This is a genomic window from Rhizobium sp. Root483D2, from assembly GCF_001426685.1.
In the GTDB taxonomy this organism is placed as follows: Bacteria; Pseudomonadota; Alphaproteobacteria; order Rhizobiales; family Rhizobiaceae; genus Pararhizobium; species Pararhizobium qamdonense.
Map to the genome: position 1 here is coordinate 89,379 of NZ_LMFB01000015.1, position 15,460 is coordinate 104,838.

General features: G+C 60.3%; 16 protein-coding genes and 1 riboswitch. Of the genes, 5 read left to right on the forward strand and 11 right to left on the reverse strand.

Annotated elements, in window-relative coordinates; genetic code table 11:
- Window positions 1-108 precede the first annotated feature (108 nt).
- From ASD32_RS13315 to ASD32_RS13330, 4 genes are all read right to left on the reverse strand, one after another.
- On the reverse strand, window positions 109-678 hold the full coding sequence (locus ASD32_RS13315; RefSeq protein WP_037097139.1) for a CarD family transcriptional regulator: 570 nt from the start codon (window positions 676-678) through the stop codon (window positions 109-111).
- Window positions 679-1,085: 407 nt separating this feature from the next.
- Entirely contained in the window at window positions 1,086-1,424 is a 339-nt protein-coding gene (gene fdxA / locus ASD32_RS13320) for a ferredoxin FdxA (RefSeq protein ID WP_060638507.1), read from the reverse strand.
- Between the two features lie 203 nt (window positions 1,425-1,627).
- Window positions 1,628-2,041: an RNA-binding S4 domain-containing protein gene (locus ASD32_RS13325; protein ID WP_060638508.1), complete on the reverse strand. Its 414-nt coding sequence runs from the start codon at window positions 2,039-2,041 to the stop codon at window positions 1,628-1,630.
- A 16-nt stretch (window positions 2,042-2,057) separates the two neighbouring features.
- Entirely contained in the window at window positions 2,058-5,171 is a 3,114-nt protein-coding gene (locus tag ASD32_RS13330) for a helicase-related protein (RefSeq protein ID WP_060638509.1), read from the reverse strand.
- Window positions 5,172-5,302: 131 nt separating this feature from the next.
- On the opposite strand from ASD32_RS13330, the gene ASD32_RS29585 reads away from it, so the two are divergent.
- Window positions 5,303-5,479 carry a hypothetical protein gene (locus tag ASD32_RS29585; protein WP_156383170.1) on the forward strand — a complete coding sequence of 59 codons (177 nt, stop codon included), beginning with the start codon at window positions 5,303-5,305 and terminating at the stop codon, window positions 5,477-5,479.
- A 403-nt stretch (window positions 5,480-5,882) separates the two neighbouring features.
- Here ASD32_RS29585 and phbB read toward each other — a convergent pair whose 3' ends face one another.
- Window positions 5,883-6,608: an acetoacetyl-CoA reductase gene (gene phbB / locus ASD32_RS13335; protein WP_060638510.1), complete on the reverse strand. Its 726-nt coding sequence runs from the start codon at window positions 6,606-6,608 to the stop codon at window positions 5,883-5,885.
- A 128-nt stretch (window positions 6,609-6,736) separates the two neighbouring features.
- Complete coding sequence (locus tag ASD32_RS13340) at window positions 6,737-7,918, reverse strand: acetyl-CoA C-acetyltransferase (protein WP_060638511.1); 1,182 nt, start codon at window positions 7,916-7,918, stop codon at window positions 6,737-6,739.
- A gap of 233 nt (window positions 7,919-8,151) precedes the next feature.
- Here ASD32_RS13340 and phaR point away from each other — a divergent pair, with 233 nt between their 5' ends.
- Window positions 8,152-8,733 carry a polyhydroxyalkanoate synthesis repressor PhaR gene (gene phaR, locus ASD32_RS13345; RefSeq protein ID WP_060638512.1) on the forward strand — a complete coding sequence of 194 codons (582 nt, stop codon included), beginning with the start codon at window positions 8,152-8,154 and terminating at the stop codon, window positions 8,731-8,733.
- Between the two features lie 57 nt (window positions 8,734-8,790).
- On the opposite strand, the gene ASD32_RS13350 is transcribed toward phaR, so the two are convergent.
- The 4 genes from ASD32_RS13350 to mtgA form a co-directional block, all read right to left on the reverse strand.
- Entirely contained in the window at window positions 8,791-9,198 is a 408-nt protein-coding gene (locus ASD32_RS13350) for a hypothetical protein (RefSeq protein ID WP_060638513.1), read from the reverse strand.
- Window positions 9,199-9,429: 231 nt separating this feature from the next.
- Complete coding sequence (rpmF, locus tag ASD32_RS13355) at window positions 9,430-9,615, reverse strand: 50S ribosomal protein L32 (protein ID WP_037097119.1); 186 nt, start codon at window positions 9,613-9,615, stop codon at window positions 9,430-9,432.
- 159 nt (window positions 9,616-9,774) lie between these two features.
- A complete protein-coding gene (locus ASD32_RS13360) occupies window positions 9,775-10,422 on the reverse strand; it encodes a glutathione S-transferase family protein (RefSeq protein ID WP_060638514.1) in 648 nt (215 codons plus the stop codon).
- Window positions 10,423-10,501: 79 nt separating this feature from the next.
- Window positions 10,502-11,248 carry a monofunctional biosynthetic peptidoglycan transglycosylase gene (gene mtgA, locus ASD32_RS13365; RefSeq protein ID WP_156383171.1) on the reverse strand — a complete coding sequence of 249 codons (747 nt, stop codon included), beginning with the start codon at window positions 11,246-11,248 and terminating at the stop codon, window positions 10,502-10,504.
- A gap of 171 nt (window positions 11,249-11,419) precedes the next feature.
- Here mtgA and ASD32_RS13370 point away from each other — a divergent pair, with 171 nt between their 5' ends.
- The 3 genes from ASD32_RS13370 to ASD32_RS13380 all read left to right on the forward strand — a co-directional run bounded on the left by ASD32_RS13370 (window position 11,420) and on the right by ASD32_RS13380 (window position 14,020).
- The gene (locus tag ASD32_RS13370; RefSeq protein WP_060638515.1) at window positions 11,420-12,328 is read left to right on the forward strand and encodes a polyprenyl synthetase family protein; all 909 of its coding nucleotides are present in this window, start codon (window positions 11,420-11,422) and stop codon (window positions 12,326-12,328) included.
- Window positions 12,329-12,537: 209 nt separating this feature from the next.
- A riboswitch (yybP-ykoY riboswitch) is annotated at window positions 12,538-12,635 on the forward strand.
- An 80-nt stretch (window positions 12,636-12,715) separates the two neighbouring features.
- The gene (locus ASD32_RS13375) at window positions 12,716-13,273 is read left to right on the forward strand and encodes a manganese efflux pump MntP family protein (protein ID WP_060638516.1); all 558 of its coding nucleotides are present in this window, start codon (window positions 12,716-12,718) and stop codon (window positions 13,271-13,273) included.
- 108 nt (window positions 13,274-13,381) lie between these two features.
- A complete protein-coding gene (locus ASD32_RS13380; protein WP_060638517.1) occupies window positions 13,382-14,020 on the forward strand; it encodes a LysE family translocator in 639 nt (212 codons plus the stop codon).
- A 1-nt stretch (window position 14,021) separates the two neighbouring features.
- Here the strand turns inward: ASD32_RS13380 and ispG are convergent, their stop codons facing one another.
- Window positions 14,022-15,275: a flavodoxin-dependent (E)-4-hydroxy-3-methylbut-2-enyl-diphosphate synthase gene (gene ispG, locus ASD32_RS13385; protein WP_060638518.1), complete on the reverse strand. Its 1,254-nt coding sequence runs from the start codon at window positions 15,273-15,275 to the stop codon at window positions 14,022-14,024.
- Window positions 15,276-15,460 lie beyond the last annotated feature (185 nt).

Consider the following 15,460-nt stretch of genomic DNA (forward strand, 5'->3'; position numbering starts at 1 on the left):
TCCTGGCACGCCCTGCCGGGAACGATGACAGACCCTGCCGCAAGATACAAAAAAGCCCCGTCATTGCTGACAGGGCTTTTGAGATGAAAGTAGTGCTTGACGAAAGGCTTACGCAGCTTCTTCCTGCGCTTCGTCTTCTTCGATGGCCTTGCCGCGCTTCGGACCCTTGTTCAGGTTCGTTTCAACGAGACGGACAGCTTCGGTTTCCGACATCTTGTTTACGGCTGCGATTTCGCGCGCCATGCGGTCAAGCGCAGCTTCATAGAGCTGACGTTCGGAATAGGACTGCTCCGGCTGGTTTTCAGCACGATAGAGGTCGCGAACGACTTCGGCGATCGAGATCAGGTCACCGGAATTGATCTTGGCATCATATTCCTGCGCGCGGCGCGACCACATGGTCCGCTTGACGCGTGCCCTGCCCTGGACGACCTTCAATGCACGTTCGACGAAATCGGTCTCGGAGAGCTTGCGCATGCCAATGGAAACGGCTTTTGCGACCGGTACCTTGAGACGCATCTTGTCCTTTTCGAAATCGATCACAAACAGTTCGAGCGACATGCCCGCAACCACCTGGTCTTCGATAGCAACGATTTGTCCAACGCCATGAGCCGGGTAAACGATCGATTCACCGGTCTTGAATCCATGGCGTGTTGAAGATTTTTTCTGCTGGGTCGTCATTCGTTTCAAAAACTCCCTGTTACGCTCCCGGCTGCGAGCCGGGGCCGGGTCAGTCAGGCCCGGGATGGACGGGGGCACCGTCGGGTGACTCCATGCTGATCCGTTCCAACGGTCATCAAATCGATCTTCTGCGGAGCGATCACACACAAGCAACTGCCGTTGCGTATTTGGGGTCAGCCGCGCAGTGGGATTGTTTTGCTTTCGTGATGGTTTTTCGGGCACACGCAAGTGCCACGATGTGGATCAGTTTTTAGACCCTATCATAAAAAACTGCGGAAATCAATAATTTGCTTTACAACGGCCATCAAGGCCAACCAGCCCTGCACGGACATGGTTAAGCCATGATTCCCCAAATTTCGCCATCTTTTACAGCCGGGAATCGACCGGCTGGCAGACACTCGCGCGCGTCAGTCGCCCGTGCCGGGCTTCGGCGAAAAGTATTTCTCGTACTTGCCTTCTTCGCCGTCCATTTCCTTGGCTTCCGGCATCTCATCACGCTTGACGGTGATATTCGGCCATTGTGTGGCGAAGTCGGCATTGACCTTCAGCCACATGTCGAGGCCCGGTTCGGTATCTGGCTTGATGGCGCCTGCCGGACATTCTGGCTCGCAGACACCACAGTCGATGCACTCGTCGGGATGAATGACCAGAAAATTTTCGCCCTCGTAGAAGCAGTCCACCGGGCACACTTCAACGCAATCGGTATATTTGCAGCGTATGCAATTGTCGGTCACGACATACGTCATGAGGTACTCCAGCGATTTCTCACGTTGACGGCAGACAGGAACCTGAGAAGAGGCCCGCTTGTCCGCATCGGTTCGGGGATACCAGCCCGCCAACGCCTCTCGCGGCGCAACATGGCTGCTCATTTACCCCGTGAGGTAAAGGCTTTGCGGGGGCTTTGCAAGAATAATCCATGCGCCAAACGGCCCCCTGGCGGGACAGTTTTCTATTCCTCGTCCCAACCCTGCTTGAGCCTATCGACGTCGCGGCGTTCCTTCTTGGTCGGCCGGCCGCTGCCACGCTCGCGGGTTGCCTGCTCAAAGGCGTTCGGCTTTTCGCCGGGAACGGCTGCGGGCGTCAGATCCTCGTAGAGCAGGCGGGCTTCTTCATAGGGGCCGCGCCGCACACCGGGGAGGAGAACGCGCACGATCGTGTCGCGCCGGTCCAGCGAAACGGCGACGATATCACCAGCTTTCAAAGCATGGGAAGGCTGGGTGATCCTGGCATCATTGACCCGGATATCACCGGACTCGATCGCCTTCTGGGCGATCGAGCGGGATTTTTGCAGGCGCGTGAAGAACAGCCATTTGTCGAGACGCTGGCGCAGAACCGGCAGGGACTGAGGCTGCTTTTCACCCATACGCTGACCTTCAGCCTTATTTCTTCATCTGCTCCTTGAGAGCAGCGAGCTTGGCAAAAGGCGAATCCGGATCCATCGGCTTTTCCTTGCGCGGCGGACGGGCCTCGAACTTGGCGGCCTGCGGCTTTCCGCCGCGGTCGTTGCGATCGGGACGATCCTGACGGTCGCCCTTTTCATGCCGCTGGCCACCCTGGGGCTTGCCACCGTCACGGCCACGGTTGCGATCCGGCTTGCCGCCACCACCCGGTTTGCGATTGTCGTCGCGGCCTTCGCGGCGGCCTTCGCCCTCACGGCGCGGCTCGCCACCCTCGCGGCGGGCTTCACCCTGCGGTGCACGGTTGCCCGCGCCACGGCGATCGCCCTGCGGGCGTCCACCGGAACGCTGGTTGTCATTGCGGCTGCCCGGGCGCCACAGAAGAACCGGCTTGGCCTCAACCGGCTCAGCCAGTTCGCCTGCCTGCTCTGCAATAACGGCCTGATCGGACGCTTTGGCTTCAGCGGCGGCCGGAACAGTCTCTACAGCCTGTTCGGCAGTTGCCGGTTCGGAAGCTGCCGGTTCGGAAGCCTGCACCTCTTCCCCTGCAGGATCAGCGTCGGCGTCGTCATGATCGGCGGTTTCAGCCGGCGCATCGGACGCTGTAGCATCCGTTGCCGGTGCGGCCGATCCGGACTGGGCGGCCAGGAACGCAGCGGCGTCCTCGACCTTGACGGAATCTGCCCGGTAGCCGAGACCCTTGAGGATCTCTTCCATATCGTCAGGCGTCGCCCCCAGAATGGACAGCATTGCCGTCGTTGCGGTGAAGCGGCGGCCATCATAGGCGCCGTCCGGACGCGGCGTCGTGCCCGGCTTCCACTGCAACAGCGGACGGATGAGGTCAGCCAGGCGCTCAAGGATGTCGATGCGGACGGCACGTTTTCCGAGGAAGCGGAAGCCGGCCAGCTTGTAGAACGTGCGCTCGAACGACGGATCGGTGACCACCGACGTGCGGCCAGCGGCCAGAACCGGGATCAGATCACCATAGCCCGGCTTGTCGAGACCGTCATTCTTCAACGCCCAGAGCAGCGTGATGAGTTCGGCCGGAGCAGGCTTCAACAGCGCCGGCATGAAAATGTGATAGGCGCCGAAACGGATGCCATGGCGGCGGATGGAAGCGCGCGCCTCCTGATCCAGCGACTTGACGTCATCGGCGACATCGCGGCGGAACATGACGCCGAGATTTTCGACCAGCTGGAAAGCCAGGCCCTTGGCAAGACCTTCGAGATCCTCGGCGCGCGAGAGATCGTCAAGCGGCTTTAGAACCGTCGAGATGTGATGATTGACGAAGCGTTCGATGCGGGCCAGCACATGCTCGCGGGCATTGCCCTGCAGCTGCTCGTCGGCAAGCAAGAGCACGCGCGGACGCATGACATGGTCGCTGGCCGTCAGCCGCGCCACGGGATCGCCGAGCCAGCGCACGAGACCATCCGACGACAGCGCCAGATCGGCATTGCCGGCCGCATGCAACCGTGCCGCACGCGCTTCGAACTCGAGAGCCAGCGCCTTTTGCGCAGCTCCTTGCGCTGCACGCGCGTCGAGACCATCGCTCACTGTCGCCAGCGTGAAACGGAACCCGGCCAATTGTCCCACATGATGACCTTCAACGAAGACATCGCCATTTACACTGATTTCAGCTTCCAACATCGCATTCTCTCTCAGGCGCTTCATGAGCACAGATGTCCTGCGATCAACAAAGCGTTTCGTCAACCTTTCATGTAACGCGTCAGACAATCGATCCTCGATTTCCCGCGTCTTTTCTTGCCAGTGTGTCGGATCGGCAAGCCATCCCGGACGGTTGGACACATAGGTCCATGTCCTGATTTGTGCAATTCTCGCGGACAATGTGTCGATTTCACCATCCGTATGGTCCGCGCGGCGGACCTGTTCGGCCATGAAATCTTCATTCACTGTGCCACGCCGGACGAGATCGGCATAGATCGTCGAAATCAGATCCGCATGCTGCGCCGGCGTTATCCGCCGGTAGTCGGGAAGCGCACAGGCTTCCCACAGTTTCTCTACACGCTCCGGTGTCGTCGCGACACTGGTAACCTCCGGATAGCGCGAAAGATAGTCCAAAGCCTGCTGATCGACCGCCGGCAGGGCCCTGGTGAGGCCATGGACGGCAGGCGCGGCATCCAAACTCTTCTTCAGAGCCGCGATCGAGGCATAATTCATCGATTTGGAGCGCCATTGGAGAACGCGGACGGGATCGAACTGATGTGATTCGATCCGGTGCACCAGCTCGTTGTCGAACGGCTCGACCCGCGAGGTGACCCCGAATGTCCCGTCACGCAGGTGACGCCCGGCGCGTCCGGCGATCTGCGCCAGCTCGCCGGGATTGAGATCGCGGAACTGGTAGCCGTCATATTTGCGGCCCTGGGCGAAGGCGACATGATCGACATCGAGATTGAGCCCCATGCCGATGGCATCCGTCGCCACCAGATATTCGACATCGCCGGCCTGATAGAGCGCCACCTGCGCATTGCGCGTGCGCGGCGACAGAGCGCCCAGCACGACGGCGGCACCGCCGCGCTGGCGGCGGATCAGCTCGGCGATCGCATAGACCTCCTCGGCGGAGAAGGCGACGATGGCGGTGCGCTGCGGCAGGCGCGTGATTTTCTTGGAACCCGCATAGAGAAGCTGGGACAGGCGCGGGCGCTCGACGACGGTGATCCCCGGCAGCAGATGTTCCAGGATCGGCCGCATGGTGGAGGCACCGAGGAGCAGTGTCTCCACCCGGCCGCGCAGATGCATCAGCCGGTCGGTGAAGATATGACCGCGCTCCAGGTCGCCGGCAAGCTGCACCTCGTCGATGGCAACGAAGGCAGCCTTGGTCTCGCGCGGCATGGCCTCGACCGTGCAGACGGAAAAGCGCGCCATATGCGGCGTGATCTTTTCCTCGCCGGTGATCAGCGCGACATTGTGGGCACCCACCTTTTCGACGACACGCGTATAGACCTCGCGCGCCAGCAGGCGCAGCGGCAGGCCGATGACGCCGCTCTCATGCGCAACCATGCGCTCGATCGCGTAATGCGTCTTGCCGGTATTGGTGGGGCCGAGCACCGCGATCACGCCGCGGCCACTCAAGATCATCGGTTGGTCAGGCACTATATCGATCCTGCGCACTTTCAATCTGCGAAGGCCATTCACGGCGTTTCAAAGCCGTTTCAACCGGCGCAGAACACATGCCCACGCAAAAGCACAAACGCAAGGGGCATGGGATCATGAAACGTTCAAATGGGGCCTTTGGCTGTCATTTCCACCCCCTGCCTGCCGAATTCGGAACAGCGGTGGAACGAATCAGCGACGAAACGCAGACTCCAGCGGATTCAGGGTTTGTTCACCGCTACATCTGGGCTTTCGAAGCCGGATTCGCACCAGATGCTGAATCGCTATTTTGAGCGTCCGTTTCACCGAAAAATGAAGATTGCACGGCGTGCGCAATGAAGCACGAATCTGAGATTCAGAATCCAAATAGCTGAATTTCCCGGAAAATTTTCCCAGCCGGTCCGTTGGAGAAAATACCCTTAAATATTAGGGTATTTTAAAATAGCACCCAGAACAAAAAGCATACAAAGAGTGATCCAGGGGCTTTCACCCAGCCAGCACCCACACGATATGGTAGAACAAAGCGTGATGCTTCAAAGTTTTCTTCGCCGAATTCATATCCTCCCGAAATTGGGAGCGAATTGGGCATGAATCGAGCCAGCAATCCTTATGATCGAAAGAGACCGGCACATTCATGTGTGTTGAAAACGCAAGACGGCACCCGAAGGCGCCGTCAGCAACCCAAGCAGGGCTCAATCAGACGAAAAATTGACCGCCATTGGCCGAAATCGTCGAGCCGGTGATGAAACCGGCATCGTCGGAGGCCAGGAACACGACGATCCGGGCAATCTCGTCGGGCTCGCCCAGACGGCCGACGGGTATTTGCGGGATGATCCGTTCGTTCAGTACCTTTTCCGGGATGGCACGGACCATCTCGGTACCAATATAGCCGGGGCAGACGGCGTTGACGGTAATCCCCTTGGCGGCGCCTTCCTGGGCCAGCGCCTTGGTGAAGCCGAGATCGCCGGCCTTTGCGGCCGAATAGTTCGCCTGACCCATCTGGCCCTTCTGGCCGTTGATCGAGGATATGTTGATCACCCGGCCGAAATTGCGGTCGCGCATCCCGGTCCAGACCGGATGCGTCATGTTGAAAAGGCCGGTGAGGTTGGTACCGACCACGTCACCCCATTGCTCCGGCGTCATCTTGTGAAACATTGCGTCGCGGGTGATGCCGGCATTGTTGACGAGGATTTCGATTGGGCCGAGATCATCGACCACATGCGCGATTCCTTTGGTGCATTCCTTATAGTCGGAGACGTCCCATTTATACGTCGGAATGCCGGTGACATCGCTGAAGGCCTTCGCCTTTTCGTCATTGCCGGCATAGGTCGCGGCCACCTTGTATCCGGCCCCCTTCAACGCGATGGATATGGCCGCGCCGATGCCGCGCGATCCGCCTGTGACCAATGCTACCCTGCTCATCCGACTTCTCCCCTGTTGAATCTTTTTGTTTTGACGCTGGCGCTGAAGGGCGCCGGACAGCTCTTCCGGCTTTTGCCGTGAAGTTCGCCCCGGCCTTGGCGCCGGGGCGATCAACGACAGTCAGAGTGTCACAGCCGCTCGACGCACATGGCAACACCCATGCCGCCGCCGATGCAAAGCGTGGCGAGACCCTTGGAAACGCCACGGCGCTTCATTTCAAACAGAAGCGTGTTCAGAACGCGTGCGCCGGATGCGCCGATCGGATGTCCGATGGCGATGGCACCGCCATTGACGTTGACGATGGAGGTATCCCAGCCGAGATCCTTGTTGACGGCGCAGGCCTGCGCGGCAAACGCCTCGTTGGCTTCGACAAGTTCCACATCGGCGACAGACCAGCCGGCCTTTTCGAGGGCCTTGCGCGAAGCCGGGATCGGCCCTGTGCCCATGATCTGCGGATCGACGCCGGCCGTGGCCCAGGAAACGATACGGGCGAGCGGCTGGATGCCGCGGCGGCCGGCTTCCGCCTCGCTCATCAGCAGCGTGGCAGCCGCCCCGTCGTTCAGGCCCGAAGCGTTGGCAGCAGTGACCGTGCCTTCCTTGTCAAAGGCCGGGCGCAGTTTCGCCATCGATTCCAGCGTTGCGCCGTGGCGGATATATTCGTCCTGATCGACGGTCACGTCGCCTTTGCGGCCCTTGACGATGAAGGGAATGATCTCATCGGCAAAACGCCCCGCCTTTTGCGCGGCTTCGGCCTTGTTCTGCGATCCCAGCGCAAACACGTCCTGGTCTTCACGCGACAGCTGCCACTTCTTGGCAACGTTTTCCGCTGTCGTGCCCATGTGATAGCCGTAGAAGGCGTCGGTCAGGCCATCCTTGATCATGGTGTCGATCATCTTGAAATCGCCCATCTTGACGCCGCCGCGCAAATGCGCGCAATGCGGCGCCATCGACATGGATTCCATGCCGCCGGCCACGATGATCTTGGCATCGCCGGTGGCGATCTGCTGCATGCCGAGCGCCACGGCGCGCAGTCCCGAGCCACAGAGCTGGTTCATGCCCCAGGCCGTCGCTTCCTGCGGAATACCGGCTTTCATTGCCGCTTGGCGCGCCGGGTTCTGGCCTTCGCCGGCCGACAGAACCTGACCGAGAATGACTTCATCAACTTCGGCGGCCTCGACACCGGCGCGCTCCAGCACACCCTTGATGACAGCGGCGCCCAGCTCATGGGCAGGCGTATTGGCAAAGGCGCCGTTGAACGAGCCAACTGCGGTCCGGCCGGCGCTGGCAATGACAATGGAGGGCGTGCTCATGAGATATTTCCTCGTTCTTTTCTCGCGATTGCCAAAGACTGGCAAAGGACGTGGCGCAAGTCAAACGCCTTGATGCAGTGCGGCGCGTTTCGCTCCACAATCCGATCACAAGCTCGTCAGGAGGCAAAATTTTGCACCTGCGTCCACGCAACGCACAAAGAGATTGTCAGAACCGGTTTTTTGCGGGTACTCTGAAAAACATAATAAAGACGGGAGCATGGGAGGAGACCCAGATGGCCAAACACGACGGTCAGATTGTCATTAAAAAATATGCCAACCGGAGGCTCTACAATACCGGGACGAGCACCTATGTGACGCTCGACGATCTCGCTGTGATGGTGAAAAAGGGAGAGGAATTCACCGTTCAGGACGCGAAATCAGGCGACGACATCACCCATTCGGTGCTGACACAGATCATTTTCGAGCAGGAATCCAAGACCGGCAACACGCTTCTGCCGATTTCCTTCCTGCGTCAGCTGATCTCCTTTTACGGCGACCAGATGCAGATGGTGGTGCCGAGCTATCTCGAACATTCGATGCAGGCGTTCACCGACCAGCAGGTGACGATGCGCGAACAGATCAACAAGGCCTTCGGCGATACGCCGCTTGGCAAGAACCTGACTGTTCCACTGCAATTGGTAGAAGAACAGGTCAAGCGCAACACCGATCTCTTCCATCAGGCCATGCAGATGTTCTCGCCCTTCATGGCGGCAACACCGGCCACCAAGGAGCCGCGCAAGGCCGAGGCCAAGGATATCGATGAGCTGAAGGAGCAGCTGCGCGCCCTGCAAACGAAGCTGGAAAATCTCGGCTGACACGCTTTCGTGCCGCGCTGCCGTCCAAAACGGCGCGCGGCACCTTTCAGGGCGCAGTTACAGCCCGATGGACACATCCCGCCCGGCCGTGCGCATCGACACGGAAAAACCGGCGATGACGTCGATGAAGCAGATCGTCATCAGGATGAAGAAGACATGGGTCGCGGCATTGGCGACCAAAAGGAATTCCACCAGGAAGACGATGAACAGAACCATCGAGAGCAAATGATCCATCAGCGCCTTGGAGCTGATGCGGGTTGCCTTGAGGATTTCGACGAAAAGCAGCACCAGCGCAATCACGATCGTCAGATCGCCCATGCTCATCGTCCAGATCGCGCCCGACAACATCGTCATCGAGAACACCGTGTCTTCAAAGACCGCGACACCGCCGCTTCCCAGGATGCCCATCATTCCAAGATTGTAGAGAATGAACGGCACGATCAGCAACGGAATGGCGGCAATCATCAGCAACGGCTCCCAATTTCTCGCCCCGCCTCTCCGGGCCGGACGTTTGTCGATATGTGCATCACAGCGCGGCAGGCGTCAAGAAAACGGCTGCGGCTGGCAGATAGGGCAGAGATTTGGGAAAACTAAGGCGGCGCGGCATAGCCGGCATGCACGTAAGCATCCCGGCGAACAACGCAAAAAGGGCCGGCAAAAGCCAGCCCTTTCAATGACAGCCTGACGGCCCGCTGATTAAGCGGAAGCCTTCGGGGTCAGAACCTGACGGCCGCGATACATGCCTGTCTTCAGGTCGATGTGGTGCGGGCGGCGCAGTTCGCCGGAGTTCTTGTCTTCGATATAGGTCGGTGTCTTCAGCGCATCGGCGGAGCGGCGCATGCCACGCTTGGACGGGCTTGTTTTTCTTTTAGGTACAGCCATTTCATACTCCACTTATCGGGCAAAACTCTGTTTCGCAGCCAGTCTGTTGGCCTGGAAAAACAGATGTCAATCTCGGAATTTGCCGGGCTTATACATGCCCCACAGGCATTTGACCAGTCCCTGCAGGCATTTTTTCGCGATGCCCGCCGAGGAAAATCCTCAGGCCTCGTCCTCCGGCACGATCCAGGTTTCCTGCAGGGCCGCCTCCTGCCACTTGCGGAAGGCCGGATGCGTCTTGACCGCATCCATATATGCCAGAGAGCCGGGATTGCGGGTAAGGTCGTAGATCTCGAAACGATTGACCACCGGCGCAAACATTGCATCGGCCGCCGTAAAGCTGCCGAACAGGAACGGACCGCCGGAGCGCGCCACCGCCTCGCGCCAGATCGTCTCGATCCGCTCGACATCCTCCGTGACACCGTCGGGCAGCGCGATCGCCCGCTTCTCGCGGCGGATGTTCATCGGGCAGGCACCGCGCAATGCCCGGAAACCGGAGAGCATCTCCATCGAATAGGCCCGCGCCACCGCCCGCTCAGCCGGATCCTTCGGCCAAAGCCCGGCATCGGGGAAAAGTTCGGCGGCATATTCGATGATCGCCAGCGATTGCCAGACCCGCACATCGCCATGATGCAGAACCGGAACCTGTCCTGTCGGCGAAATATCCTTGAACTTCGGGTTCCCCGCCGGAAAATCGAAGGGGATGACCACATCCTGAAACGGAATGCCGCAGGCCTCCAGCGCAAGCCAGGGCCGCAACGACCAGGAGGAATAGTTTTTATTCCCGACATAGAGTGTCAGTTGGGTCATCGATCTTCTCCGGTCCGTGCCAAACGAGATCCTGCTATAGAGGACACATGAGCATCACAGCCAATCAAAAGACCTGATCTCACCCATAAAGGCATTTGATATAGTCACCCGAACGGCTGGCGCGGCGCTCGATCATTGCGGCGAGGCTGCGCAGGCCACGGCCGGGCTTGCCGGCATTGCGTTCGATCGGATTGGGCAGGGACACGGCAAGAAGTGCCGCCTGCCGCCGTGTCAGCTTTGCGGCGGGAACGCCGAAATGGTGTTGTGCCGCCGCCTCGGCGCCATAGATGCCGGGACCCCATTCGGCGACATTGAGATAGAGTTCCATCATCCGCTGCTTGCTCCAAACGAAATCGGATGCCAGCGCCAAAGGCAGCTCCATTCCCTTGCGAATGAAGGAGCGGCCGTTCCAGAGAAAAAGGTTCTTGGCTGTCTGCATCGGGATCGTCGAGGCGCCCCGGGTGGATTCGCCTTCCAGCGCATCGTTGACGACGCCGCGCATCTGCACCCAATCGACACCGTCGTGGATGCAGAACTGCCCATCCTCCGACATCATCACCGAGCGCACCAGATTGGGCGAGATGTCTTCGAAAGCGACCCATTGGCGGTCATAGCCGCGCAACAGAACGAGATCGCGCAGCATCAGCGTCGAAATCGGATGGATGAAGCCCGGTGCATAAATGACGATCAACAGATAGGGCAGGATGGCGATCGCGACCGCGATCAGAAGAATCTGGCGCCAGCGCCGGCGCAAGGCCTCGCCCCATCCCCGCGCACGGCTCGTCGGCACGTCCTTTTCCTCCCGAGATTCCGGTACAATGTCCACCCCTGAAACGCCCGCCTGATGATCCATCCAATTTTCATAGAACAAGCGCGGATAAAATTGAACGGTTTTCTCGGTAACGCACAGCAAGACACGCCCGCGAGCGCCGATGGGAGCGCCGATATGGTAAAATCCCGTTGCCAGCGGGCGCGCAGTCATGCCAAACAGCGCCGCATGAGCGAGACATCCTTCGAAATCCGCCTGAAGTCCTGCGCCGCAGAGGTCGAGGCGTGCCTGACCGGCATTCTCAGTGAAGAGCCGCAGCCGGACGAAATCGCCAGGCCCGCACCGCTCCTTGCCGCCATGCGCCACGGTGTGCTGAATGGCGGCAAGCGGCTGCGGCCCTTTCTGGTGATGGAAAGCACCGCCTTTCTCGGCGGCGACAGGCAAGCGGCCTTACGCATCGGCGCAGCGCTCGAATGCGTTCACAGCTATTCGCTGGTTCACGACGACCTGCCGGCCATGGATGACGACGATCTTCGCCGCGGCCAACCGACGGTGCATATCGCCTATGGCGAGGCCAATGCGATCCTTGCCGGCGACAGTCTGCTGACCCTTGCCTTCGATATCATTGCAGCCCCGCAAACAAACTTGTCCGACCGGCAGAAGACCGAACTGGTGCTGGCCTTGGCGCGTGCCTCCGGCATTGGCGGCATGGCAGGCGGGCAGGCGCTGGATCTGGCTGCCGAGACATCGGCCCCGGACGAAGCCGCGATTGTGACGCTGCAGGCGATGAAGACCGGCGCGCTGATCCGCTTTGCTTGCGAAGCCGGCGCCATCATCGCCGGGGGCAGCGCCGGCGACCGCCGGCTGATGCGCAGCTACGGCGAGACGATCGGCCTTGCCTTCCAGCTGGCCGACGACCTGCTCGACCTCACGGCGGACGCAAAGACGATGGGCAAGGCGACTGGCAAGGACGCCGCCCGTAGCAAGGGCACGCTGGTCTCGCTGCATGGCCAGGCCTGGGCGGAAACCCGGCTGGCAGCCCTCGTGGCTGAGGCGGCCACCCTGCTTCAGCCATTCGGCAACCGTGCCGATATTCTGAACCAGACCGCGCGTTTTATCGCTAATCGCAGCCACTGATATCGGCGGACGGCGCCCGGTTTTTCACGGCATTTTCGTCTCACTCTCAACGCAAGAACGCACTGCAACGGCTTGTCCGCTAAGGGGGATAGTTGTATCTGATTTTGCCTGCACAGTCTTGGATTTATGCATGGATGCATATTTCAAGCGCCTGTAATAAAAGGCATTTTAACTTTGCCTTATTGACACGTCTGTGTGTTTGAAATATCTCCAACGGCATCGGGGAGTAGCCACTGCATATCCCTGCAGGATCGTATCAACATGCTTGCGCCCATGCGCATGGTGCGATCGGCCGAGACGCTCGGCCCGGCAAGACCGTGGCGACGATGCCCTGCCGGACAGGCAATCAACGCCCGGGTTCCCACGTCCGTTTTTGAAGGCTCATCCATGTCACCGTTTACCATTGCCATGCTGGCAATCAGCATGTCCGTCGATGCTTTTGCTGTTGCCGTCGGCCGGGGTGCTGCCATCGGCCGGCCAAAATTTCGCGAAACCATGCGCACCGGTCTCGTCTTCGGCATCATCGAAGCCATCACCCCGATCATCGGCTGGGCCGCAGGCGTTGCCGCCAGCCAGTTCGTCCAGGCGGTCGATCACTGGATCGCGTTCGCGCTGCTGGGAACCGTCGGCATCCACATGCTCTACGCATCGACACAGAAGAGCGAAGCGGCACCATCCGCGCAATTGTCTCTTCCGCTGTTGATGGCGACGGCGATCGGCACCAGCCTCGACGCGATGGCTGTCGGCGTTTCGCTGGCCTTTCTCGACGTCAACATTTTCGTCATTGCAGCCGCCATCGGCGTTGCGACCTTCCTGATGTCCTCGGGCGGCATGCTGGTCGGGCGCCTGATCGGCGAGCGTTTTGGCCGGATCGCCGAGGCGCTGGCGGGCGTGGTTCTGGTGGGCCTGGGGATCTCCATCCTGATCGAACATCTGTCGGCTTGAGCAAGCCGGCAAAATTGTCACCGCAACAAGAATGCGCGTTTTCTTTATTGGCGCGGTCTGCATGATGGCGCCCTGCCGCGCTTGAAAGCGCTGCCCGGAGATTGCTGCATGTCCACCATTTTGCCCTACCTGCCGCAACTGATGGTCGCCTGGGGCGCCTATGTCATCGCCACCGCATCGCCGGGCCCGGCCGTCGTCGCCATCATCTCGACGGCCATCAGCCGGGGCCGCAATGCCGGACTGGCGCTGGCCTTTGGTGTTCTGACAGGGTCCTATACCTGGGCGATGCTGGCAGCCGCTGGGCTTTCGGCGCTGATCAGCACCTATGGCAACGCCTTGTTCATCCTCAAGATTGCCGGCGGTCTCTATCTGCTCTGGCTGGCGTTCAAGGCACTGAAATCGGCGATGCGGAAGGAGACAGAGGCCACTCTGCCGCTCGAGAAACAGCCACCCTCGTTGCGCCGTCTCTACTTCAAGGGGCTCGGCATCCACCTGACCAATCCGAAGGCAATCTTTTCCTGGCTGACGCTGGTATCGCTCGGCACGCCGCAGGATGCGCCGCAAGTCATGCCCGTCCTGATCGGCGGCTGCATGGTGCTCGGCATCATCATCTTCATGGGCTTTGCGCTGCTGTTTTCGATCGAGCCGGTACACCGCGGCTACAAAAAGTCCCGCCGCTGGATCGAAGGCGCCATGGCTGGGTTTTTCGCCTTTGCCGGCCTCAAGCTGTTGACCGTGAAACTATAGCCTATTCGGCGGCCGCCTGGCCCTGGCCAAAGCGCCGTTCGATATATTCGCCGACAAGCGTCTCGAAATCGCCGGCAATATTGGTGCCGCGGATCGTCAGCGCCTTCTTGCCATCGATATAGACAGGGGCTGCCGGAAGCTCGCCCGTACCCGGCAGCGAAATGCCGATATCGGCATGCTTGCTTTCGCCGGGTCCGTTGACGATGCAGCCCATGACCGCGACCTTCAGGCCCTCGACGCCCGGATATTTCTCGCGCCAGACCGGCATGTTGCGGCGGATATCGCCCTCGATTTTCTGGGCCAGCTCCTGGAACACCGTGGATGTGGTGCGCCCGCACCCAGGACAGGCGGCAACGACCGGGATAAATTGGCGAAAGCCCATGACCTGCAGAAGCTCCTGCGCCACCCGCACCTCGCGGGTGCGGTCGCCGCCGGGCTCCGGCGTCAATGAAATGCGAATGGTATCGCCGATACCCTGCTGCATCAGGATGCCGAGCGAGGCCGCCGAGGAAACGATGCCTTTCGAGCCCATGCCGGCTTCCGTCAGCCCCAGATGCAGCGCATGATTGGAGCGTGACGACAGCATCGCGTAGCAGGCGATCAGATCCTGGACGTTGGAGACCTTGGCCGACAGGATGATGCGGTTGCGGGCAAGGCCTGCCTCTTCGGCAAGCTCGGCCGAAATCAGCGCCGATTGCACGATGGTTTCGCGCATCACCTGCTGCGCCGTCAGCGGAAAGCCTTTGGCCTGGTTGTCATCCATCAGGCGGGTCAGAAGCTCCTGGTCGAGCGAGCCCCAGTTGACGCCGATACGCACCGGCTTGTCGAACTGGATGGCGCGTTCGATGATTTCGACGAACTGCTTGTCCTTCTTCGCCTTGAAGCCGACATTGCCCGGATTGATGCGATATTTCGCCAGCGCCTCGGCGCAGGCCGGATGATCGGCAAGAAGCTTGTGGCCGATATAATGAAAATCGCCGATCAGCGGCACATCGAGGCCAAGCCGTTCCAGACGCTCGCGTATCTTCGGCACCGCAGCCGCACTCTCGTCGCGGTCAACCGTGATGCGCACCAGCTCCGAGCCTGCCCGGTGCAGGGCAGCCACCTGGGCGACGGTCGCATCGACATCGGCCGTATCGGTATTGGTCATCGACTGGACGACCACGGGCGCCGATCCTCCGACGATCACCCCGCCAACATCGACGGCAACGGAGGCCCTGCGGGGTTGCGGTTCGTAATCGAAGGCGGAAGACATGAAAGCCCCTTGCACGTGCTGTTGCGGCGACTTTCCCTGAGGTGGATGAGGAAAGCCGCCTTGTCAACGGCAACATTCATGGATTGACGGCGAATTGATGTCTGCCGCGCCAATCGGCTCATCCTGTCAGTGCTTTCTACCAAGGGCTTTCGGCGCACTCCCTCTTCTCCCCGGCGGGGAGAAGG

What these genes read in the sequence shown, in the direction of transcription:
- ispG (WP_060638518.1), bottom strand. Translation starts at nt 15,275, where the DNA reads ATGTCTTCCGCCTTCGATTACGAACCGCAACCCCGCAGGGCCTCCGTT.
- ASD32_RS13370 (WP_060638515.1), top strand. Translation starts at nt 11,420, where the DNA reads ATGAGCGAGACATCCTTCGAAATCCGCCTGAAGTCCTGCGCCGCAGAG.
- phbB (WP_060638510.1), bottom strand. Translation starts at nt 6,608, where the DNA reads ATGAGCAGGGTAGCATTGGTCACAGGCGGATCGCGCGGCATCGGCGCG.
- ASD32_RS13360 (WP_060638514.1), bottom strand. Translation starts at nt 10,422, where the DNA reads ATGACCCAACTGACACTCTATGTCGGGAATAAAAACTATTCCTCCTGG.
- ASD32_RS13350 (WP_060638513.1), bottom strand. Translation starts at nt 9,198, where the DNA reads ATGATTGCCGCCATTCCGTTGCTGATCGTGCCGTTCATTCTCTACAAT.
- ASD32_RS29585 (WP_156383170.1), top strand. Translation starts at nt 5,303, where the DNA reads ATGAAACGTTCAAATGGGGCCTTTGGCTGTCATTTCCACCCCCTGCCT.
- ASD32_RS13330 (WP_060638509.1), bottom strand. Translation starts at nt 5,171, where the DNA reads ATGATCTTGAGTGGCCGCGGCGTGATCGCGGTGCTCGGCCCCACCAAT.
- ASD32_RS13380 (WP_060638517.1), top strand. Translation starts at nt 13,382, where the DNA reads ATGTCCACCATTTTGCCCTACCTGCCGCAACTGATGGTCGCCTGGGGC.
- phaR (WP_060638512.1), top strand. Translation starts at nt 8,152, where the DNA reads ATGGCCAAACACGACGGTCAGATTGTCATTAAAAAATATGCCAACCGG.
- ASD32_RS13340 (WP_060638511.1), bottom strand. Translation starts at nt 7,918, where the DNA reads ATGAGCACGCCCTCCATTGTCATTGCCAGCGCCGGCCGGACCGCAGTT.
- rpmF (WP_037097119.1), bottom strand. Translation starts at nt 9,615, where the DNA reads ATGGCTGTACCTAAAAGAAAAACAAGCCCGTCCAAGCGTGGCATGCGC.
- ASD32_RS13315 (WP_037097139.1), bottom strand. Translation starts at nt 678, where the DNA reads ATGACGACCCAGCAGAAAAAATCTTCAACACGCCATGGATTCAAGACC.
- ASD32_RS13375 (WP_060638516.1), top strand. Translation starts at nt 12,716, where the DNA reads ATGTCACCGTTTACCATTGCCATGCTGGCAATCAGCATGTCCGTCGAT.
- ASD32_RS13325 (WP_060638508.1), bottom strand. Translation starts at nt 2,041, where the DNA reads ATGGGTGAAAAGCAGCCTCAGTCCCTGCCGGTTCTGCGCCAGCGTCTC.
- fdxA (WP_060638507.1), bottom strand. Translation starts at nt 1,424, where the DNA reads ATGACGTATGTCGTGACCGACAATTGCATACGCTGCAAATATACCGAT.